Below are 16,022 nucleotides of genomic sequence, written 5' to 3'. Positions count from 1 at the left end.
CATGGCTAAGAATAAAGGTGTTCGCATCACTGTGACCCTAGAATGCACAGAGTGTCGGAGCAACCTGGCGAAGCGATCGCCGGGAGTCTCTCGGTATACGACCAAAAAGAATCGCCGGAATACCACGGCGCGGTTAGAGCTGAAAAAGTTCTGCCCCCACTGTAACTCCCATACCATTCACAAGGAAATTAAATAACCCTTATTGTTCCCTAACGATCAACCGAGAGGAAAACTATGGCAAATTACTACAAAAAACGGGTTTCCCCCATTCAACCCAAAGAGCAAATAGATTACAAAGATGTGGATTTACTCCGTAAATACATCACTGAAAGAGGTAAGATTCTACCCCGTCGTATTACAGGTTTAACCTGTAAGCAGCAACGTGCCCTAACCACAGCCATAAAGCGGGCAAGGCTTCTAGCCCTATTACCTTTTGTCAATCAAGAAGGTTAAGCAGTCGAAGCAGATGGGTAACGATAAGCACATCTAATGAGGAAAACGTTGGCGAGAAGATCCTCCCCCCAGGGAAGTCAACTCTGCCAAAGGCTGGTACATTAAGGCTGTGATATTTGTAAATCAATGCCTAGGATAGTGCTGTGGAGAAGGGAAGGCTAATCGAATTTAGACTCAGTGGGGAACGGCGACTGGCAGTAGCCGATCGCCCAGAAGGAAAGAAAAATTGGGTAGTGATCGATCAAGACGCTCATAGTCATACGATTAAGCGTCAGCAGGTTACCTATGAAGTCGCAGGAGAAAGCTATACCCCCTCCGACATTCCCCAATTCCTCAACGAAGTAAACCCCTACCTTGACCCATCCAATTTAGAAGTAGCCTGGGAGTTGTTGGTCGAAGCGGGGGAAGCCGTAACCCCCGAAGACCTAGCCCAACTCATCTATAGCGATCAAACTCCAACCCAATGTTATGCAGCCCATTGCTTATTGGTCGAAGATAAGATTTACTTTAAGCAGAAAGGTGATCGCTATGAACCCCGCTCTAGTAGTTTAGTGGCGGAAATCCAGCATCAACAGGAAGTTCAACAACAACGACAACAAGAAGCTCTAGATTTTCTCAATCGCATCAATCAGGCCCTATCCGGTGAAGTGGTAGAGTGGACGAATAGCGATCGCAGCCGTTTAGAGGCGATCGAAAAATATGCTATCCATGGTAACAGCACCGAAGGCTTCAAACCCTCTGCGATCGTTCTAGAAACCCTGACAGCGCTCAATCGTCCAGATACCCCCCAAGCTTGCTTTGATCTCTTAGTAGCATTGGGTCTATGGAGTCCCCATGAAAACCTATTTCTGCGGCGGAGTCAAATTCCAACACAATTTTCAACAAAGGTACTCGATGTGGCTCAAGGTTGTCTTCACAATCCCCCAGATGACCCAGACTCCAACCGCCTAGACCTCACTCATCTTAAGGTCTATACCATTGATGATGAAAGTACCAAAGAAATCGATGATGGACTCAGTATCGAATATCTAGAAGACAATCAAATTCGAGTCTGGATTCATATTGCCGACCCCACACGCTGGCTCACCCCTGGGGATGAACTAGACCTAGAAGCCAGACGCAGGGGAACCACCATTTATACCCCCACCGGCATGATTTCCATGTTTCCCTCAGAATTGGCCACCGGCCCCATGAGCTTAATTCAAGGGAAAGAATGCTGTGCCCTCAGTTTTGGCGTAATATTAGACTCAGAAGGGGCGATCGCCGACTACACCATCCACGCCAGCCTGATCAAGCCCACCTATCGTCTCACCTACGACGATGTAGAAGAAATGCTCCATCTCGGCGTACCCGCCGAACCCGAAATCGCCACCCTTGCCCAACTGGCCAAGCTCCGGCAAACCTGGCGCACGGCCCAAGGCGCGATCAACATCTCCATGCCCGAAGCCTCCATCAAAGTCAAAAACGACGAAGTAACCATCACTCTCCTCGAAGATGCCATCTCCCGGCAACTGGTCGCCGAAATGATGATCCTCGCTGGAGAAGTTACCGGACGCTATGGTTCTAGCCATCAACTCCCCTTTCCCTTCCGTTCCCAACCCCAACCCGAACTCCCCCCCGCCGAAGAACTCATGCAACTGCCAGCCGGCCCTGTGCTATCCTGCGCCCTGCGTCGATGTATGCCCCGCAGTGAAATGAGTATTACCCCCGCCCGTCATGCCAGTCTCGGCCTCGACTTTTACACTCAAGTCACCTCCCCCATTCGCCGCTACATGGACTTACTCACCCACTTCCAACTCAAAGCCCATCTGCGGGGTGACCCCCTACCCTTCTCTGAAGCCAAGCTGCAAGAACTCATGGCTGCCATTGCTCCAAGCACCCAAGAAGCCAACTGGGTCGAGCGCCAAACCAACCGCTATTGGGGATTAGAATTTCTACGCCGCCATCCCGATCAAGTCTGGCAAGGGTTAGTGCTGCGCTGGTTACGGGAAAATGACAATTTAGCCCTAGTGTTATTAGAAGAACTGGGTCTAGAAATGGCCATCCGCTTTACCAATCCAGTTTCCCTGGGCGATTATATCGAGCTTAAGGTTACTTATGCCGATCCCAGGGAAGATGTGGTGCATTTTCAGCATGTTCTAGAACCCGCCGCCATGGAATCTTAAGAAAATAGGAATGTGTATCATTTCTGTTTAAGATTGCCCTGTTCCTAAATATAGAAACGTTTCCCGCGATCCCTGTCCCGATCGCAGGAAACTTGCTGCCTTGATTAGAGCTTGGAGTTACTCCACTTAGGCAACCGAAGATTTCTTCGATTGAACCTCTTGGGCTTCTATATTTACTGCTTTACTTTTCTGTCCTTGATGGCGATAGGAATAATACCCATGGAATGCTGAATTAATCATTTCTCGTTGCTCTGAAAGAGATAATTCAGCCGATTGAGCAGAAAATTGCTTAAACCACTCTAAAAGTTCTCGTTCGTCTTCAGTGATCCGACCATCATCATGTAAGCAAGCCATGTAGAGCAAGGTCGTATCTGGACTGAGTAAGCTGTCGATCATCATGTGATAGGGCGCTTTCGACGCTTTGAACTTGCGGCCGAGAACTTCTAGTCTTTGTTTATCATCAGCACTTAACATAGCCACACCTCATTGAGTTCTGTTACTTGAGTTCTGTTAGACCTTGGATTGAATTAGATTGAGCAACCTTACATATTGTTAACTTTTGTATGATTATAGCAATTTAACTTTGTAAAAGTTGTGTTCAACACTACGATTTTACTCAAGTGTTATCATTTCTTGAATTCTTCAATTATGGTTAACAATGGCAGTTTAACCCAGTTTGTTCATTCATTCTTAACGATCCTGAAAATTTTGTGAAATTCCCTAAAAAATGCCTGTGATTAAATTGATTTTTGCCTGTGATTTAAATCAATCCTGCTGACTCATATAACCGACGCAAAATCGCTAGAATTCGCTGTCCATATTGAGAATCGGCTGACCAACGGCCACTCAGTTGACCGACTAAAGGGGCAATTCCACGGGTGACAAATCGAAATCGAGGAGCAACCAATTCTTGAACTAAGGGTTCTGTACTTGCATAGGCTTTAAGTTGTTGAATTTGTGCCCGTACTCCAATGCGAGCGCTGGGAAAGGATGCACCGGCTGCATTTCCACCCACATCTCCTAAACCAGAAAAATTATTCTGATTGGGTTGAATTTCTCCGCCAAATCTTAAGAAACCGGTTTCTAAACACATTTGGGCAAAGGCAATATCATAATTGACCCCTTCAATGGCTCCTTCTTCGCGGTAAAGACGAGGCAAGTCGGGAAATTGCTGGAGTCCTTTTTCATGATTGGCCTTGAGGAACATCATCAGTTGGACTTCAGTGGTTTTTCCATGGCCCATAATCCGGTCTAGCTCTCCGGGACAGAGTTTCAAAATCGATCGCAAGACTACAGTACGAGTGGCGTTTTCCCAACCGACAGAAATGTTATAGTCTCGTAGCTCGATCGCCTTCACATAAACAATGTTGCGATAATTAATCCGGCGCACATTGGGATCTTGGGTTAAATCAATGCCTAATTGGTCAACTAAATCAATGGGGATATAAGAATTTCCGTTAACAATCATGCCTTCTTCCCCGTAAATTTGACCATTGATATTAATATTTATGGGAGGATAAATGGGGATCGAAGGAGTGGGTGAAGGACTCGGAGATGGACTCGGAGACGGATTAACACTACGGTTCCACGCCGATAGTCCATCGGCGATGCCCAAGGCCATATCCCGGCGACGATTTTGGATGAGGGATCGGTCTTCTGGGTTGGTAATTAATCCGACTTCCATGAACAGGGAGGGAATATAAATGTTCCGAATAAAAACGAGTCTACCGAGACCACTATTACTATCGGGTTTAGCACCTCTGGTGGGCAGTTGGGGAACTCGACGCAGCAGAGCTAAGAGCATTAATTCGGCATGGGCCCGACGTTCATCATTGTTGGCGATGTAAAAGACGCTGGCTCCGCGCAGGGAAGGGTTATAAAAGGCGTTAGCATGGAGTTCGAGGGCGATATCTCCAGAGCGAGCGCGACTGTTGATCCAGGTGATGGTTTGGGCTTCGCTGAGGTCGTCGGGAACGCTGAGAACTTCGATATTGCGCGATCGCAACTCGGCCACCACTAAATCCCGCAGTTGGATCATCTCCTTGGCTTCCGTGGTTCCTCCGGCGATCGCCCCTGGATCGCGCATTCCGTTTTCAAATCCTCCATGACCCGCAGATAGAAAGATCCTGCCCATAATCTTTTAAGTTCTCTATTGTCTACAAACTGTATAAACTGTGAATATTATCCTTGGTTTTGCCAGCCATGAGTACCCCAAGACTCCATCCAGATACCATCGAAGAGATTAAGCAACGGGTTGATATTGTCGAGGTGATCTCGGAACGGGTGGTGCTGAAGAAACGGGGACGGGAGTTTGTGGGGTTATGTCCGTTCCATGAGGAAAAAAGCCCTAGTTTTACGGTGAGTCCGACGAAGCAGATGTTTTACTGCTTTGGCTGTGGGACGGGGGGCAATGCGATTAGTTTTCTCAAACAGTTGGATAGTCGCTCCTTCGGGGAGGTGGTTCTAGATCTGGCGCGGCGCTATGAAGTGCCGATCCGCACGTTGGATGTGGAAGAACGAGAAGAGTTTCAGCGCCAGTTATCGCTTCAAGAACAATTATATGAGGTGGTGGCGATCGCCGCCAGTTTTTTCCAACATGCCCTGCATCAACCGGAAGCAGAGGAGGCGATGGCCTACTTAAAGGGGCAGCGAGGCTTATCTGAGGAGACGATCCAGGGGTTCGGGTTGGGGTATTCACCGAGCGGATGGCAGACCTTATATCGCTATTTGGTGGAGGTGAAGGGCTATTCGGTGAAGGTGGTGGAGCAAGCGGGGTTAGCGATCGAGCGCAAGTCGGGAGCGAGTTATTATGACCGGTTTCGCGATCGCCTGATGATTCCCATTCGCGATGCTCAGGGACGGGTGGTTGGGTTCGGGGGGCGATCGCTCGGTGACGCGCAACCGAAGTATCTCAATTCTCCAGAAACGCCGATTTTCGATAAGGGAAATCTGTTATTTGGCTTAGATCGGGCTAAGAAAGCGATTTCTAAACAGGATCGGGCTATTGTAGTGGAGGGCTATTTTGATGCGATCGCTCTCCATGCAGCCGGTATTTCTGAAGTAGTCGCCTCTTTGGGGACGGCGTTAAGGGCCTCTCAGGTAAAAAAGCTGCTGCGTTATACGCCCTCAAAATCGATTATCCTCAATTTTGATGCCGACCAAGCGGGAACGACTGCCACGGAACGAGCCATTTCTGAAGTTGCCGATCTCGTCTATCAAGGGCAAATTCAACTGCGAATTCTGAATCTTCCCCAAGGTAAAGATGCGGATGAGTTTCTGAAGTCAGCCGGGAGTCCAGAACCTTATCTAGACTTAGTACAAAACGCTCCCTTATGGCTCGACTGGAAAATTGAACAAACCTTAAAGGGTAAAGATCTCCGAGCTGCCGATCGCTTCCAACAGGTGGCGCAAACCTGGGTGAAACTCCTGAGCAAAATTGAAGATCCGACGACGCGCACCTACTATATTAATGTCTGTGCTGAACATCTGAGCCAAGGAAATGGCGATCGCCTCAAGTTCATCGCTGAAGATTTAGTCACACAAGTACAACGCCTGCGCCGCATCCCCAAAACCAAGCGTAATCCCAAAGTTCCTAAAATTGAGGTCAAGACTACCGCAGAAGACCGGTTGCTGTTCGAGACTGAAGCCTTGATTTTACGCATTTATCTCCATGCACCGGAAGCGAGAGCCTATTTTTTGCAGATTATGGGCGATCGCCATCTCATGTTCCAATGCGCTCCTCATCGTTTTCTTTGGTCACAGATTGAAAGCTTACGGGAAACCTTACCTGTAGATTCTCCCAATTTAGTTTCTAAGCTGCAAGATGAGGTCGGGCATTTCCCAAACTATAGCCAGCAATTTCATCCCTTATTATATTTGCAAGAAAAACATTTTTCCGATATTCAAAAGCCCATTTTATCTATTGACAAAGCAGCTTTAACCTTAGAGCAAATTTTATGCCGCAAACGCAGCCGCTATGCGGCCGAACGCTTGTCTACTATCGATCCTAAGTTCGATCCCGACGGTTATGACTATTTCACCAAGCAGTTGGTTTACAATAAACAACGAGAAAAAGAATGTGAACGGCTACGCAGTACCACAGTTTCCGAATTAGTGGGTAGCCTTTAAGTCCTAGAACTTGGTGCTGCACTGAGGCAAGGATTCTAATGACTTCTTACCTATGATCTAAGGCGAAGCGCTATACTTCTTACTCATTACTGATTATTTCTCTTCCATGGATGCACCTCTAGAACGGATTCAATTGTCGCAGACGGCCAAGGATCAACTGACGAAACTGAAACGGTATACGAAAATTGAACAGTGGAATATTCTGTGTCGTTGGGCCTTTTGTCGTTCTTTGGCGGAACCGTCGATCCCGTCTCCAGTTCCGATTCCCCGTGATAGTAATGTGGAACTGTCTTGGCGGGTGTTTGGGGGGGAATTGGCGGATGTTTTGGCGATCGCCCTCAAACAACGCTGTATTAATGATGGACTCGACACCGATCCGGAAACCCTGGCCCTTCAATGTCGCCGCCATATCCATCGCGGAATTGGCTATTTGGCGGGCGATCCAGCTCTGAAGAGGATTGAAGATTTAATCCGGTTGTCCGATCGCTCTGACGTTGAGTGAGCGATCTCTATTGTAGGGGCAAATAAGGGTTGTCCCCTATGGTTTGAGCGCTTATTGATAATAGTTCTGGATTAGTTTCGGTTATTGAGTTGCAAAGATTAAGAGATTGTTCTGATTAATGAATGGCTTGACAAAAGAGTTTTGATGCTGTAAAGCCCTTAAGATCTAGGTTATAGCCTAAAAGTTACAAAACTTAAAGTGTAATTTAATTGGGAATTCCTTGCATTAGCGGTAGAATGACTTGTGGATAATTTTTAGTAACTTTTCTCAAAGGAAACAACAGGACAACCATGAGATTGAATCGACGACACTTTATTCTGGCTGCGGGAACAGGGATGGTAGCGGTTGCCAGTAAGAATCTAATCAGTAGAGGGCCGGCGATCGCCCAACGGACGGCTGTAAACCTCTATTCCTCCCGTCACTACGACACCGATGATGAACTCTACGACAGCTTTTCGCGAGCCACCGGGGTAAGAGTCAACCTAATCGAAGGGGATGCCGAACAACTGATCGAACGGGTGAAAAGCGAAGGAGCTAATACCAGAGCCGATATTCTGTTAACTGTTGATGGTGGCAACCTGTGGCGAGCCAAACAGGATGGCATCCTACAACCAGTTAGCTCTTCCACCCTGAATCAGAAAATCCCCAGTAACCTCCGAGACCCCCAAGGCCATTGGTTTGCCTTCTCGAAACGGGCTAGGGTGATTATGTACAACAAGAATAAGGTGAGTAAGTCCCAACTCTCTACCTATGAAGATTTAGCCGATCCCAAATGGAAAGGGAAAATTCTGATTAGAAGTTCAAGCAATATTTACAACCAATCCCTGGTCGGTTCCCTGTTGGCGGCCCATGGTGCAGAGAAGACCCTAGGTTGGGCCAGGGGTGTGGTTTCTAATTTTGCGCGATCGCCAGAAGGAAATGATACCGCCCAAATTAAAGCTTGTGCTGCTGGAATTGGAGATATCGCCATTGCTAACAGCTATTATCTGGCTCGTTTAGGTAAATCTCGCACCCGGGAAGATCAACAGGTCTTTAATACCGTAGGCATCTTTTTCCCCAACCAAACGGGCCCCAACGGTCGCGGAACCCATGTCAACATCAGTGGGGGCGGTGTGGTTAAGCACGCCAAAAATAGGCAGGCGGCGATCGAGTTTTTAGAACATCTGGCAGAGCGTGAAGCTCAACAGTTTTTCGCCGAAGGGAATAACGAGTATCCAGTGGTCTCTGGAGTGCCTCTCGATCCCGTGCTGCAAGGATTTGGCAGTTTTAAGGCCGATCCGCTTAACCCAGATGTCTTCGGTAAGAATAATGCAGAAGCCTTAAAAATTATGGATCGAGCTGGTTGGAAATAAGCCACAAGTTCTAGCCAGTTAATGGGTTAAAAAGCGGGCAAGATGCCCGCACTCCTGGAATTCTTGGATATAGCTGGAGTGGGAGCATCTTGCTCCCTGGATTTTTAATTAGGGTATTTAATCGGACTTGATAGAATCGGAGAATAGAGTTATGATTGATACAAAACAGACCCATGAAAGGCGATCGCCATCTTCTCCAACTCCCCCATATCCCCCTACAAACCAAAGAGCTGCTTCCAGAGTCCTCCGGGATTTATTACGTTCTCGATCAAGCTCACAAGGTGTGGTACATTGGCCAAGCCAAAAACATCTGCAAACGCTGGCAAGGCAAAACCCATCATCGCATCGCTCAACTCGAAGCACAGAAGAAAACACACTTTACCATTTACTATGAGTTGGTGAGCAAAGATCAACTTGATGAAGTTGAGAAGCAGCGCATTGAAAAATATCATCCCCACTTAAACGAAAGTCCCGTCCAAGCGAAAAAAGTATTACCCAGCGAAACCCTCTTACGAGAAACCCTAGTCGCCATTTCCGATTTTGCCTTCATTCTCGGTATTGAACCTCCCCGCGAAGATATTGTCGATTTAGATTATGATTATTGGTTGTTTCACAAGAAGTTGCTATCCCTAGAGATCATTCACATTTCTCTAGATCAAACTGCCTTCAAAGAAAAATATAATTTCAGTCTTGGGTATACAAAAGAAAGCCCATTTATCAAGGCATCATTGAATTATCGTAAAGCCTATGCTTCCAATTGGGAATCAGTACGTTCTCTTCATGCCTATCGTTAGTAGGTATTGCTTGAACTGTATACGCCATAGTAACTTGGCGCGTGAGTGCATAAACGATATATTGGTTTAACGAAACACCTTCATTCTCCGCTAACTGGGTTAACTGTTGGTGGAGTGTTTCTGGTAATTGGAGTTCTACTTGGCTCATCTTTAACTTCATTACTTTAATAATCCTCGAATATTATTAAAATTAATCGTATCTATATTTTGTGAAAATAAATAACCCGCCAACTTAAAATCATCAGTTAAAACCAAATATCGACCTTGGCAAACTTCCATAATTCCACAATCTGTTAAGCCAAACTTATAAAATTGATTATTCTGCATAATTTGGGAACTTTCTCGATATTCCTCATGAACTTTATCGGAATTTTGTAGGGCTTCACCTAAGATTTGTAGGCCAGTAGAGCGTTCTGGTTCTCCCAATGTATTCATCAGGCTATTGACTTCTGTCAGAATATGGGGAGTAGTAACGACTCTGCTAAAATAATCAAGGAGTTGTGATAATATATCATAGTCATTGGGCGTAAACGTTTTGGTTCGATTAAATCGAGAAATCCGTTCTCGGTTGACTGTACCTACGACCCAGAGAATCAGAATATTCGTATCAATCAAAATTCCTTTGTGTCGATATTGTTTATAAAATTCGGCAATTTCATCGATCATAATTCTCGGATTTTCATCGATTCAACTTCATTCGTTCTTGAGTTAATTGTAAATATCTTATAGACTCGTTCATATTGCCGGTTATCGGTAACAGGCAATAGGGGATTCGGCTTGATTTTAGTTGGGCGGGTATATCCCAAAGTAATCAGCCATTTATCTTCAGAAAGTTCGACTTCTTCGAGTCTCAAGTCTTCAATCCCTTCCCCTAACTCAGGTAAGAGTTTTTCAAAGTAAAGTCGCGCTTGGCGTACTGCTTGTTCAACTTGTCGTGCCATAAATCATTAACCTCTAGATTGCCTTCAATATTATACTGTAAATTCTACTTGCTATAGTAACACAGCTTAGGATGTGAACTGCGCCCGATCTAATTATCTAATATTTTCGTCATCAAAAAACGATTATGGCGTTGATATCCAACTCGGTGATAAAGACGTTGTGCATTAGGATTTTCAAAATCAACTTCTAGATGCAGCGCTTGTATTCCCAACTCTTGACAGGTCTTCTCGACAAATGATAAAGTTTGAGTCCCGATGCCCTGTTGACGGTACTGGGGTCTCAGATAAAATTCATCGATAAATGCATCTCTGCCTCGGAATTCCAGACTATAACCCCAAGCTACAATAACATAGCCAATGATTTCATCGTCTTGTTGAATCAGCAACAGTTTCCCTAAAGATGAATCGCTGATTAACTCTTCTAAAGCCTGAGCATCGAGTTTTTCATCAAACCCTAGTTTTTCACTGTGATGAAATTCTTGCACCAGTTGTAAAATGATCTGTAAATCAGTTTGCTCTGCTACTCTGTAATGAATCATGATAATACGCTCCCTCTGAACGTCAATACTTTATGGGTCAATTTTAGCAAAAGCTTGGCGATCGATCGCCAAGGGAGTAAAATAAGTTATAATTCTTTAAATAAAGCAACTCAAATACACCATCCCACATGCCTCCACATAAGCTCAAATCTGACATTGACACTAATGATTATTTATCTAAAATTGAATTACTGGATCGAGAACTTTATCAGCATTTTTATCCAGTCATTATGCTTAACCCAGCTTTGAACAGAAAGCATATTAGTTTTCAAGCCAATAAAGACCGCTCATATTATAGACTCTATAAGTATAAAGAAGCCTTTTCTGCTGACTTAGTAGAATATTTATTCCAGCAATATTCAGTTCTAGAAGGTAAAATCCTCGATCCTTTCGCCGGTTCCGGGACAGCTTTATTTGCCTGCTCCTCTTTAGGTTACGATGCTGATGGGATTGAACTCTTACCTGTGGGACAAAAAATCATAGAAGCTAATCTAATTGCTAGAAGGGGAAACAGAAACAAACTGTTATCGAGACTAGAATATTGGTTGGTCGAACAACCTTGGAATAGAGAGGGAAAAACCCAAGAATTGAATACATTACGAATTACTGATGGTGCATATCCCCAAATCGCTCAAACTCAAATAGGACGTTATCTGTATGAGATCCAGAATGAAGATATAGAGACTCAAGAAATCTTATTATTTGCCTTATTATCTATCTTAGAATCGATTAGTTATACCAGAAAAGATGGGCAGTATTTGCGATGGGATCACAGGGCTGATCGTAAGCAAGGTTCTAAGACATTTAAAAAGGGTAAAATATTATCATTTGATCAAGCCATTGATCGGCAGATGAATCAAATCAAAGAAGATTTAATCCATCACGATCAACCCCATGATTTATTGTCCTTACTTCAAGGAGAGTTGAAACCAGGAAAAATCAATTTAATCAAAGGGTCTTGTTTAGATATTTTACCTCAATTAAAATCTGAACACTATTCAGGAATTATGACTTCCCCCCCTTACTGCAACCGTTATGACTATACACGAACTTATGCCTTAGAACATGCAGTGCTGGGAGTTAATGAAATTGAATTAGTGCGTTTGCGTCAGGCTATGTTGACTTGCACAGTAGAAAACAAGTTTAAAGATCTAATTACTTTCAATCAATCATGGAAAACTGCTATTGATATTTGTAACCAGATGCCGTTATTACAACAAATTTTCAATGACCTCGATCATCAAAGACAGAACAAGCAATTGAATAATCCAGGAATTGTGCGTATGGTGAAAGGGTATTTTTATGAAATGGCTTGTGTGATCCAAGACTGTTATCGTGTTTTACAGAAAGATGGCAGAATGTTTATGGTCAATGATAATGTTAGATATGCGGGAATATCGATATCAGTAGATCTCCTTCTCTCAAAGATAGCTGAAGAGATAGGATTTAGAATTGAAAATATTATGGTTCTCCCTCAAGGAAAAGGGAATAGCTCTCAACAAATGGGTAAACATGGACGGCAGCCTTTAAGAAAATGTATTTATGTTTGGAAGAAGGAAAGCTAAATGTCATTTGATCAACACTTAAGGCTTTATCAGGACTTGATCACTCCTTACGATCAGATTCGCTCAGGATTTATATCTTTAGCCTTAGAGAAAAACAAGAAAGCTACTCCTTTCATCGAAGAAGCAAAAGCCCTTAAGGTGTTGGCATCAAGAGCTAAAGATCCTAGTGACTTGTTGATGATTGATAACATCAATGATGCGTTACTTACAGCAGCCGGTATTTCTGGTAAGGCTAAAAATTACTTACGAGAATCAGATAAACAAGAAGCGATTAGAAATTTGCTAGAAAATTTTTTGGAGCCATCGGGAACTGCATTTATTGATGAGTTAGTCTATCGCTTTCTGCTGACTAGAGGGGACGCTCTTGGGGGTAGTATTCGGAATTTAGCGGGTGCATTAGGTTTGTGGGGCTTTACGAGAGTTTTTATCTCGACTTGCTCAATTCGTGGACTGGATTTGCAGTATCTGGATGTTAAAAGTAAAAATTGGATAGCTTACAATTTTGAACCAGAAATTGAGAAACAGGTTAAAGGGTTACATTGGAGATTGGATCGCAATCAACGAACTTTAATATATAACTTGACTGTCCCAACCGTCAAAAAGAATGTAGATCTTTGCCTATTGAATGCTTCCCCCCAGGAGATTATATTGGGTAAAAATAAGGATTCAGCACATCATCAGCCGGAAAATTATCTTGCTCTGGGAGAACTTAAAGGAGGAATTGATCCAGCCGGAGCAGATGAGCATTGGAAAACGGCAAATTCAGCACTTGGACGGATCAGAAAAGCGTTCTCCGATCAAAATTGCTATCCTGAAACGTTTTTTATTGGTGCAGCGATCGCCGATCATATGGCTCAAGAAATCTATCAGCAACTGAACGATCGCCGTTTAACCAATGCAGCAAATTTAACTAATGAAGAGCAAGTCGTTTCATTATGTGATTGGCTATTGAACTTATGAAGAGCTTCTACTCAAGGATTATGCAATACTTCCGTAAATTATGGCATGGAAAATATAAACTCTCCCTCCGCATCCTCGTCGGTGTAATTTTACTCTGCTTAACTCTCCGCTCTGTACCCTATCTCATCCCCATTCGCGCCCAAGATATCGCCCAAACCGATGGCGCACTCACCTTTGAAGACCGCCATGGACTGCCCTTGGGAACCTTGCTCACCCGCGACCAAGACCATACCATGGTGGTTCCCCTGGATGAGATGTCCCCCTACTTTATTCAAGCGATTATTGCGGCGGAAGATAAGCGCTATTATCAACATGGTTCGGTGGATTTTATTGCGGTTTCTCGTGCTATTTTAGAAGCGCTTCAAGCGAGAGAAATTGTGAGCGGAGCTTCTACTATTACGATGCAACTGGCGCGGATGCTCCATCCTACTCCCCGCACTCTCCCCCATAAAGTGGGTGAAATTTGGACATCTTGGCGCTTAAGTGCGGGAATGGATAAGGATACAGTTCTAGCGGCTTATATTAACCGCTTGCCCATGGGGAGTAATCTTTATGGGGTGGAAGCGGCGGCTCGGAGCTATTTTGGGCTTCCGGCTGCGGAGTTAAATCTGGCACAGGCGACCCTACTTGCATCCCTGCCGAATGACCCCATCGACCTCGACCCCTACCACCATTGGCAAGCGCTGAAAACTCGGCAGCGTTATGTTTTAGACCGGATGGTGGCGGATAAAATGATTACGGAATTAGACGCAGAACGGGCTTATAGTGAACAAGTTTATCTGCGATCGCGACAACAGGGAATTCTCGCCGCTCCCCATTTCCTCTTCTGGGTTGCCCAGCAGCTCCCCAGCACCCAGGGGGGAACCATCCGCACCACCCTCGATAGCTCCCTCCAGCAGTTTGTCGCCACCCAAGTGCAGCAAGTGGTTGACGCTCTTGCCCCCCAACAAGTCCACCATGCAGCCGCCCTAGTCATCGATAATCATACCGGGGAAGTCCTCGCCTATGTGGGGTCTCCCAACTACTTTAACGACAGCCAACAGGGGCAAAATGATGGGGTGCAAGCCTTGCGCCAACCGGGTTCAACCCTGAAGCCCTTCCTCTACCAACTGGCGCTAGAACAACAGCTTATCCGTCCCCAAACCATCTTGGCGGACGTGCCCACTACTTACGCTATTCCTGGAGCGAAACTATACAAACCGGTGGACTATAGCGAAACCTTTTTAGGGCCGGTGCGGGTGCGTTTAGCTCTGGCTAATTCTCTGAATGTGCCTGCCGTGCGCGTCCTGGAAGAAGTGGGGGTTCCCGTGTTCCTCAATCACTTGCGGGAACTGGGATTTACCCATCTGACCCATGAGCCAGAATACTATGGTTTAGGCTTAACTTTGGGCAGTGGGGAGGTCAGTTTGTGGGAGTTGGCGAGGGCTTATTTGCGATTGGCCCATCATGGTAAAGCTGTGCCTTTAGTCACCTATTTTGGCGAAGAAACAGAAGCAGGAGAAACGCCCACAGAGACCACTTCTTGGGAACTGGTGCGGGAGATGCTCGGCGATCGCCATGCCCGTGCCACCAGTTTTGGGGTAGACTCTGTATTAAACTTGCCCTTTCCTGCGGCCGTCAAAACCGGCACATCCTCCGACTATCGCGATACCTGGACAGTCGGCTTTAGCACCGATTATACCGTCGCCACCTGGGTGGGCAACTTCGACGGAACCGCCATGCAGCAAGTCTCCGGAGTCATGGGTGCAGCTCCCCTCTGGCATCGAATTATGCAACAGTTACACGAAAGCAGAGAACCCGCCGATTTTGCCCCCCCATCGGGTTTAGTTCAGCACCCCATTTGTGCCGTTACCGGACAAATTATTGGGGATAATTTATCCCAATTTCAACCCGATGTAGGGGCAGGTTCACCAGCCATTTTGTTGAGAGACGAAAATGTAAATAAACCCGCCCCTATCTGTCCTTCTGCTATCGTTTTAGAATATCTTTATCCTCAAGACATCCAAAAATCACATTCCCAAAACCAGCCCCTAGAACTACCTCCAGAATATAATGAATGGCTCTCCCAACAGCCCCAAAACCAATGGCAAGGAAACCTAAGAATTGTCTTTCCTGCAAACGATGATTATTTCTTGCTTGCTCCCCAAGCAGAACAGGACAATCGCCTAGAATTCAAACTAGCCGGTAAACTCGAAGAACCGGTAGAATGGTGGTTAAATGGGGATAAAATCGCCACAACTACAACCAATTCCTTATTTTGGCAGATGAAACTGGGCAGTTGGGAACTAGAGGTAAAAACAGCAGGAGGGGAAGAGCGCGATCGGATCATTTTCCAAGTGCAGGAAGCACCCCAAAAACGAACCCGTCGAGGATTTTCCATTGCCGATTAAACAAACTCTAAACCTTCGTGTTCCTTCGTGTCTTTGTGGTTAAAACTCTATAGCTAGTCTAAATGAGTTGTGCAATTGGAAATGCCCTCTCCCTATATCCCTCTCCCACTGGGAGAGGGACTTTACCCCCTTCTCCCTTCGGCTTCGCTCCCTTCGGCTACGCTCAGGGCAAGCAGGGCAGCGCCTGCGGGAGAAGGGGGCAGGGGGATGAGGGGCAGCCATTACACAACTCA

Annotated in this window: 15 protein-coding genes and 1 pseudogene; 10 read left to right on the top strand and 6 right to left on the bottom strand. The window is 45.5% G+C overall.

The window, feature by feature from the left end; translation table 11 throughout:
• The first annotated feature begins 1 nt into the window (after position 1).
• The 3 genes from rpmG to PMG25_RS06795 all read left to right on the top strand — a co-directional run bounded on the left by rpmG (position 2) and on the right by PMG25_RS06795 (position 2,618).
• A complete protein-coding gene (gene rpmG, locus PMG25_RS06805) occupies positions 2-196 on the top strand; it encodes a 50S ribosomal protein L33 (RefSeq protein ID WP_283766148.1) in 195 nt (64 codons plus the stop codon).
• Positions 197-234: 38 nt separating this feature from the next.
• Positions 235-453 (top strand): 30S ribosomal protein S18, encoded by a 219-nt coding sequence (rpsR, locus tag PMG25_RS06800; protein WP_283761796.1) that lies wholly within the window; start codon positions 235-237, stop codon positions 451-453.
• 143 nt (positions 454-596) lie between these two features.
• Entirely contained in the window at positions 597-2,618 is a 2,022-nt protein-coding gene (locus PMG25_RS06795; protein WP_283766147.1) for a ribonuclease catalytic domain-containing protein, read from the top strand.
• 126 nt (positions 2,619-2,744) lie between these two features.
• Here PMG25_RS06795 and PMG25_RS06790 read toward each other — a convergent pair whose 3' ends face one another.
• Together PMG25_RS06790 and tftA are read right to left on the bottom strand one after the other, a co-directional pair.
• Positions 2,745-3,092 (bottom strand): hypothetical protein, encoded by a 348-nt coding sequence (locus PMG25_RS06790; protein WP_283766146.1) that lies wholly within the window; start codon positions 3,090-3,092, stop codon positions 2,745-2,747.
• A gap of 286 nt (positions 3,093-3,378) precedes the next feature.
• A complete protein-coding gene (gene tftA, locus PMG25_RS06785) occupies positions 3,379-4,752 on the bottom strand; it encodes a hormogonium tapered terminus morphoprotein TftA (RefSeq protein WP_283766145.1) in 1,374 nt (457 codons plus the stop codon).
• A gap of 68 nt (positions 4,753-4,820) precedes the next feature.
• Here tftA and dnaG point away from each other — a divergent pair, with 68 nt between their 5' ends.
• From dnaG to PMG25_RS06765, 4 genes are all read left to right on the top strand, one after another.
• A complete protein-coding gene (dnaG, locus tag PMG25_RS06780; protein WP_283766144.1) occupies positions 4,821-6,746 on the top strand; it encodes a DNA primase in 1,926 nt (641 codons plus the stop codon).
• 106 nt (positions 6,747-6,852) lie between these two features.
• The gene (gene dndE / locus PMG25_RS06775) at positions 6,853-7,248 is read left to right on the top strand and encodes a DNA sulfur modification protein DndE (protein ID WP_283766143.1); all 396 of its coding nucleotides are present in this window, start codon (positions 6,853-6,855) and stop codon (positions 7,246-7,248) included.
• 290 nt (positions 7,249-7,538) lie between these two features.
• Positions 7,539-8,600 carry a Fe(3+) ABC transporter substrate-binding protein gene (locus PMG25_RS06770; RefSeq protein ID WP_283766142.1) on the top strand — a complete coding sequence of 354 codons (1,062 nt, stop codon included), beginning with the start codon at positions 7,539-7,541 and terminating at the stop codon, positions 8,598-8,600.
• 173 nt (positions 8,601-8,773) lie between these two features.
• A complete protein-coding gene (locus PMG25_RS06765) occupies positions 8,774-9,394 on the top strand; it encodes a GIY-YIG nuclease family protein (protein WP_430540952.1) in 621 nt (206 codons plus the stop codon).
• On the opposite strand, the pseudogene PMG25_RS06760 reads toward PMG25_RS06765, so the two are convergent.
• The 4 genes and pseudogenes from PMG25_RS06760 to PMG25_RS06745 all read right to left on the bottom strand — a co-directional run.
• Positions 9,375-9,542 (bottom strand): annotated as a pseudogene (locus tag PMG25_RS06760) (toxin-antitoxin system HicB family antitoxin); the annotation flags it as partial. The gene PMG25_RS06765 and the pseudogene PMG25_RS06760 sit on opposite strands and share 20 nt — an antisense overlap.
• An 11-nt stretch (positions 9,543-9,553) precedes the next feature.
• Complete coding sequence (locus PMG25_RS06755) at positions 9,554-10,060, bottom strand: PIN domain-containing protein (RefSeq protein WP_283766139.1); 507 nt, start codon at positions 10,058-10,060, stop codon at positions 9,554-9,556.
• Positions 10,057-10,335, bottom strand: a complete 279-nt coding sequence (locus PMG25_RS06750) for a hypothetical protein (RefSeq protein ID WP_283766138.1) — start codon at positions 10,333-10,335, stop codon at positions 10,057-10,059. The genes PMG25_RS06755 and PMG25_RS06750 overlap by 4 nt, the downstream gene beginning before the upstream one ends.
• An 89-nt stretch (positions 10,336-10,424) precedes the next feature.
• On the bottom strand, positions 10,425-10,874 hold the full coding sequence (locus tag PMG25_RS06745) for a GNAT family N-acetyltransferase (protein WP_283766137.1): 450 nt from the start codon (positions 10,872-10,874) through the stop codon (positions 10,425-10,427).
• A 128-nt stretch (positions 10,875-11,002) separates the two neighbouring features.
• Between PMG25_RS06745 and PMG25_RS06740 the strand changes: the two genes are divergently transcribed.
• From PMG25_RS06740 to pbpC, 3 genes are read left to right on the top strand one after another with little or no spacing between them, the layout of a single operon-like run.
• Positions 11,003-12,439 carry a DNA methyltransferase gene (locus tag PMG25_RS06740; RefSeq protein ID WP_283766136.1) on the top strand — a complete coding sequence of 479 codons (1,437 nt, stop codon included), beginning with the start codon at positions 11,003-11,005 and terminating at the stop codon, positions 12,437-12,439.
• A complete protein-coding gene (locus PMG25_RS06735) occupies positions 12,440-13,399 on the top strand; it encodes an AvaI/BsoBI family type II restriction endonuclease (RefSeq protein ID WP_283766135.1) in 960 nt (319 codons plus the stop codon).
• Between the two features lie 20 nt (positions 13,400-13,419).
• Entirely contained in the window at positions 13,420-15,789 is a 2,370-nt protein-coding gene (gene pbpC / locus PMG25_RS06730) for a penicillin-binding protein 1C (protein WP_283766134.1), read from the top strand.
• Positions 15,790-16,022 lie beyond the last annotated feature (233 nt).

The sequence above is a fragment of the Roseofilum capinflatum BLCC-M114 genome (assembly GCF_030068505.1).
Lineage (GTDB): Bacteria > Cyanobacteriota > Cyanobacteriia > Cyanobacteriales > Desertifilaceae > Roseofilum > Roseofilum capinflatum.
This window is presented reverse-complemented; position numbering and strand designations above follow the sequence as displayed.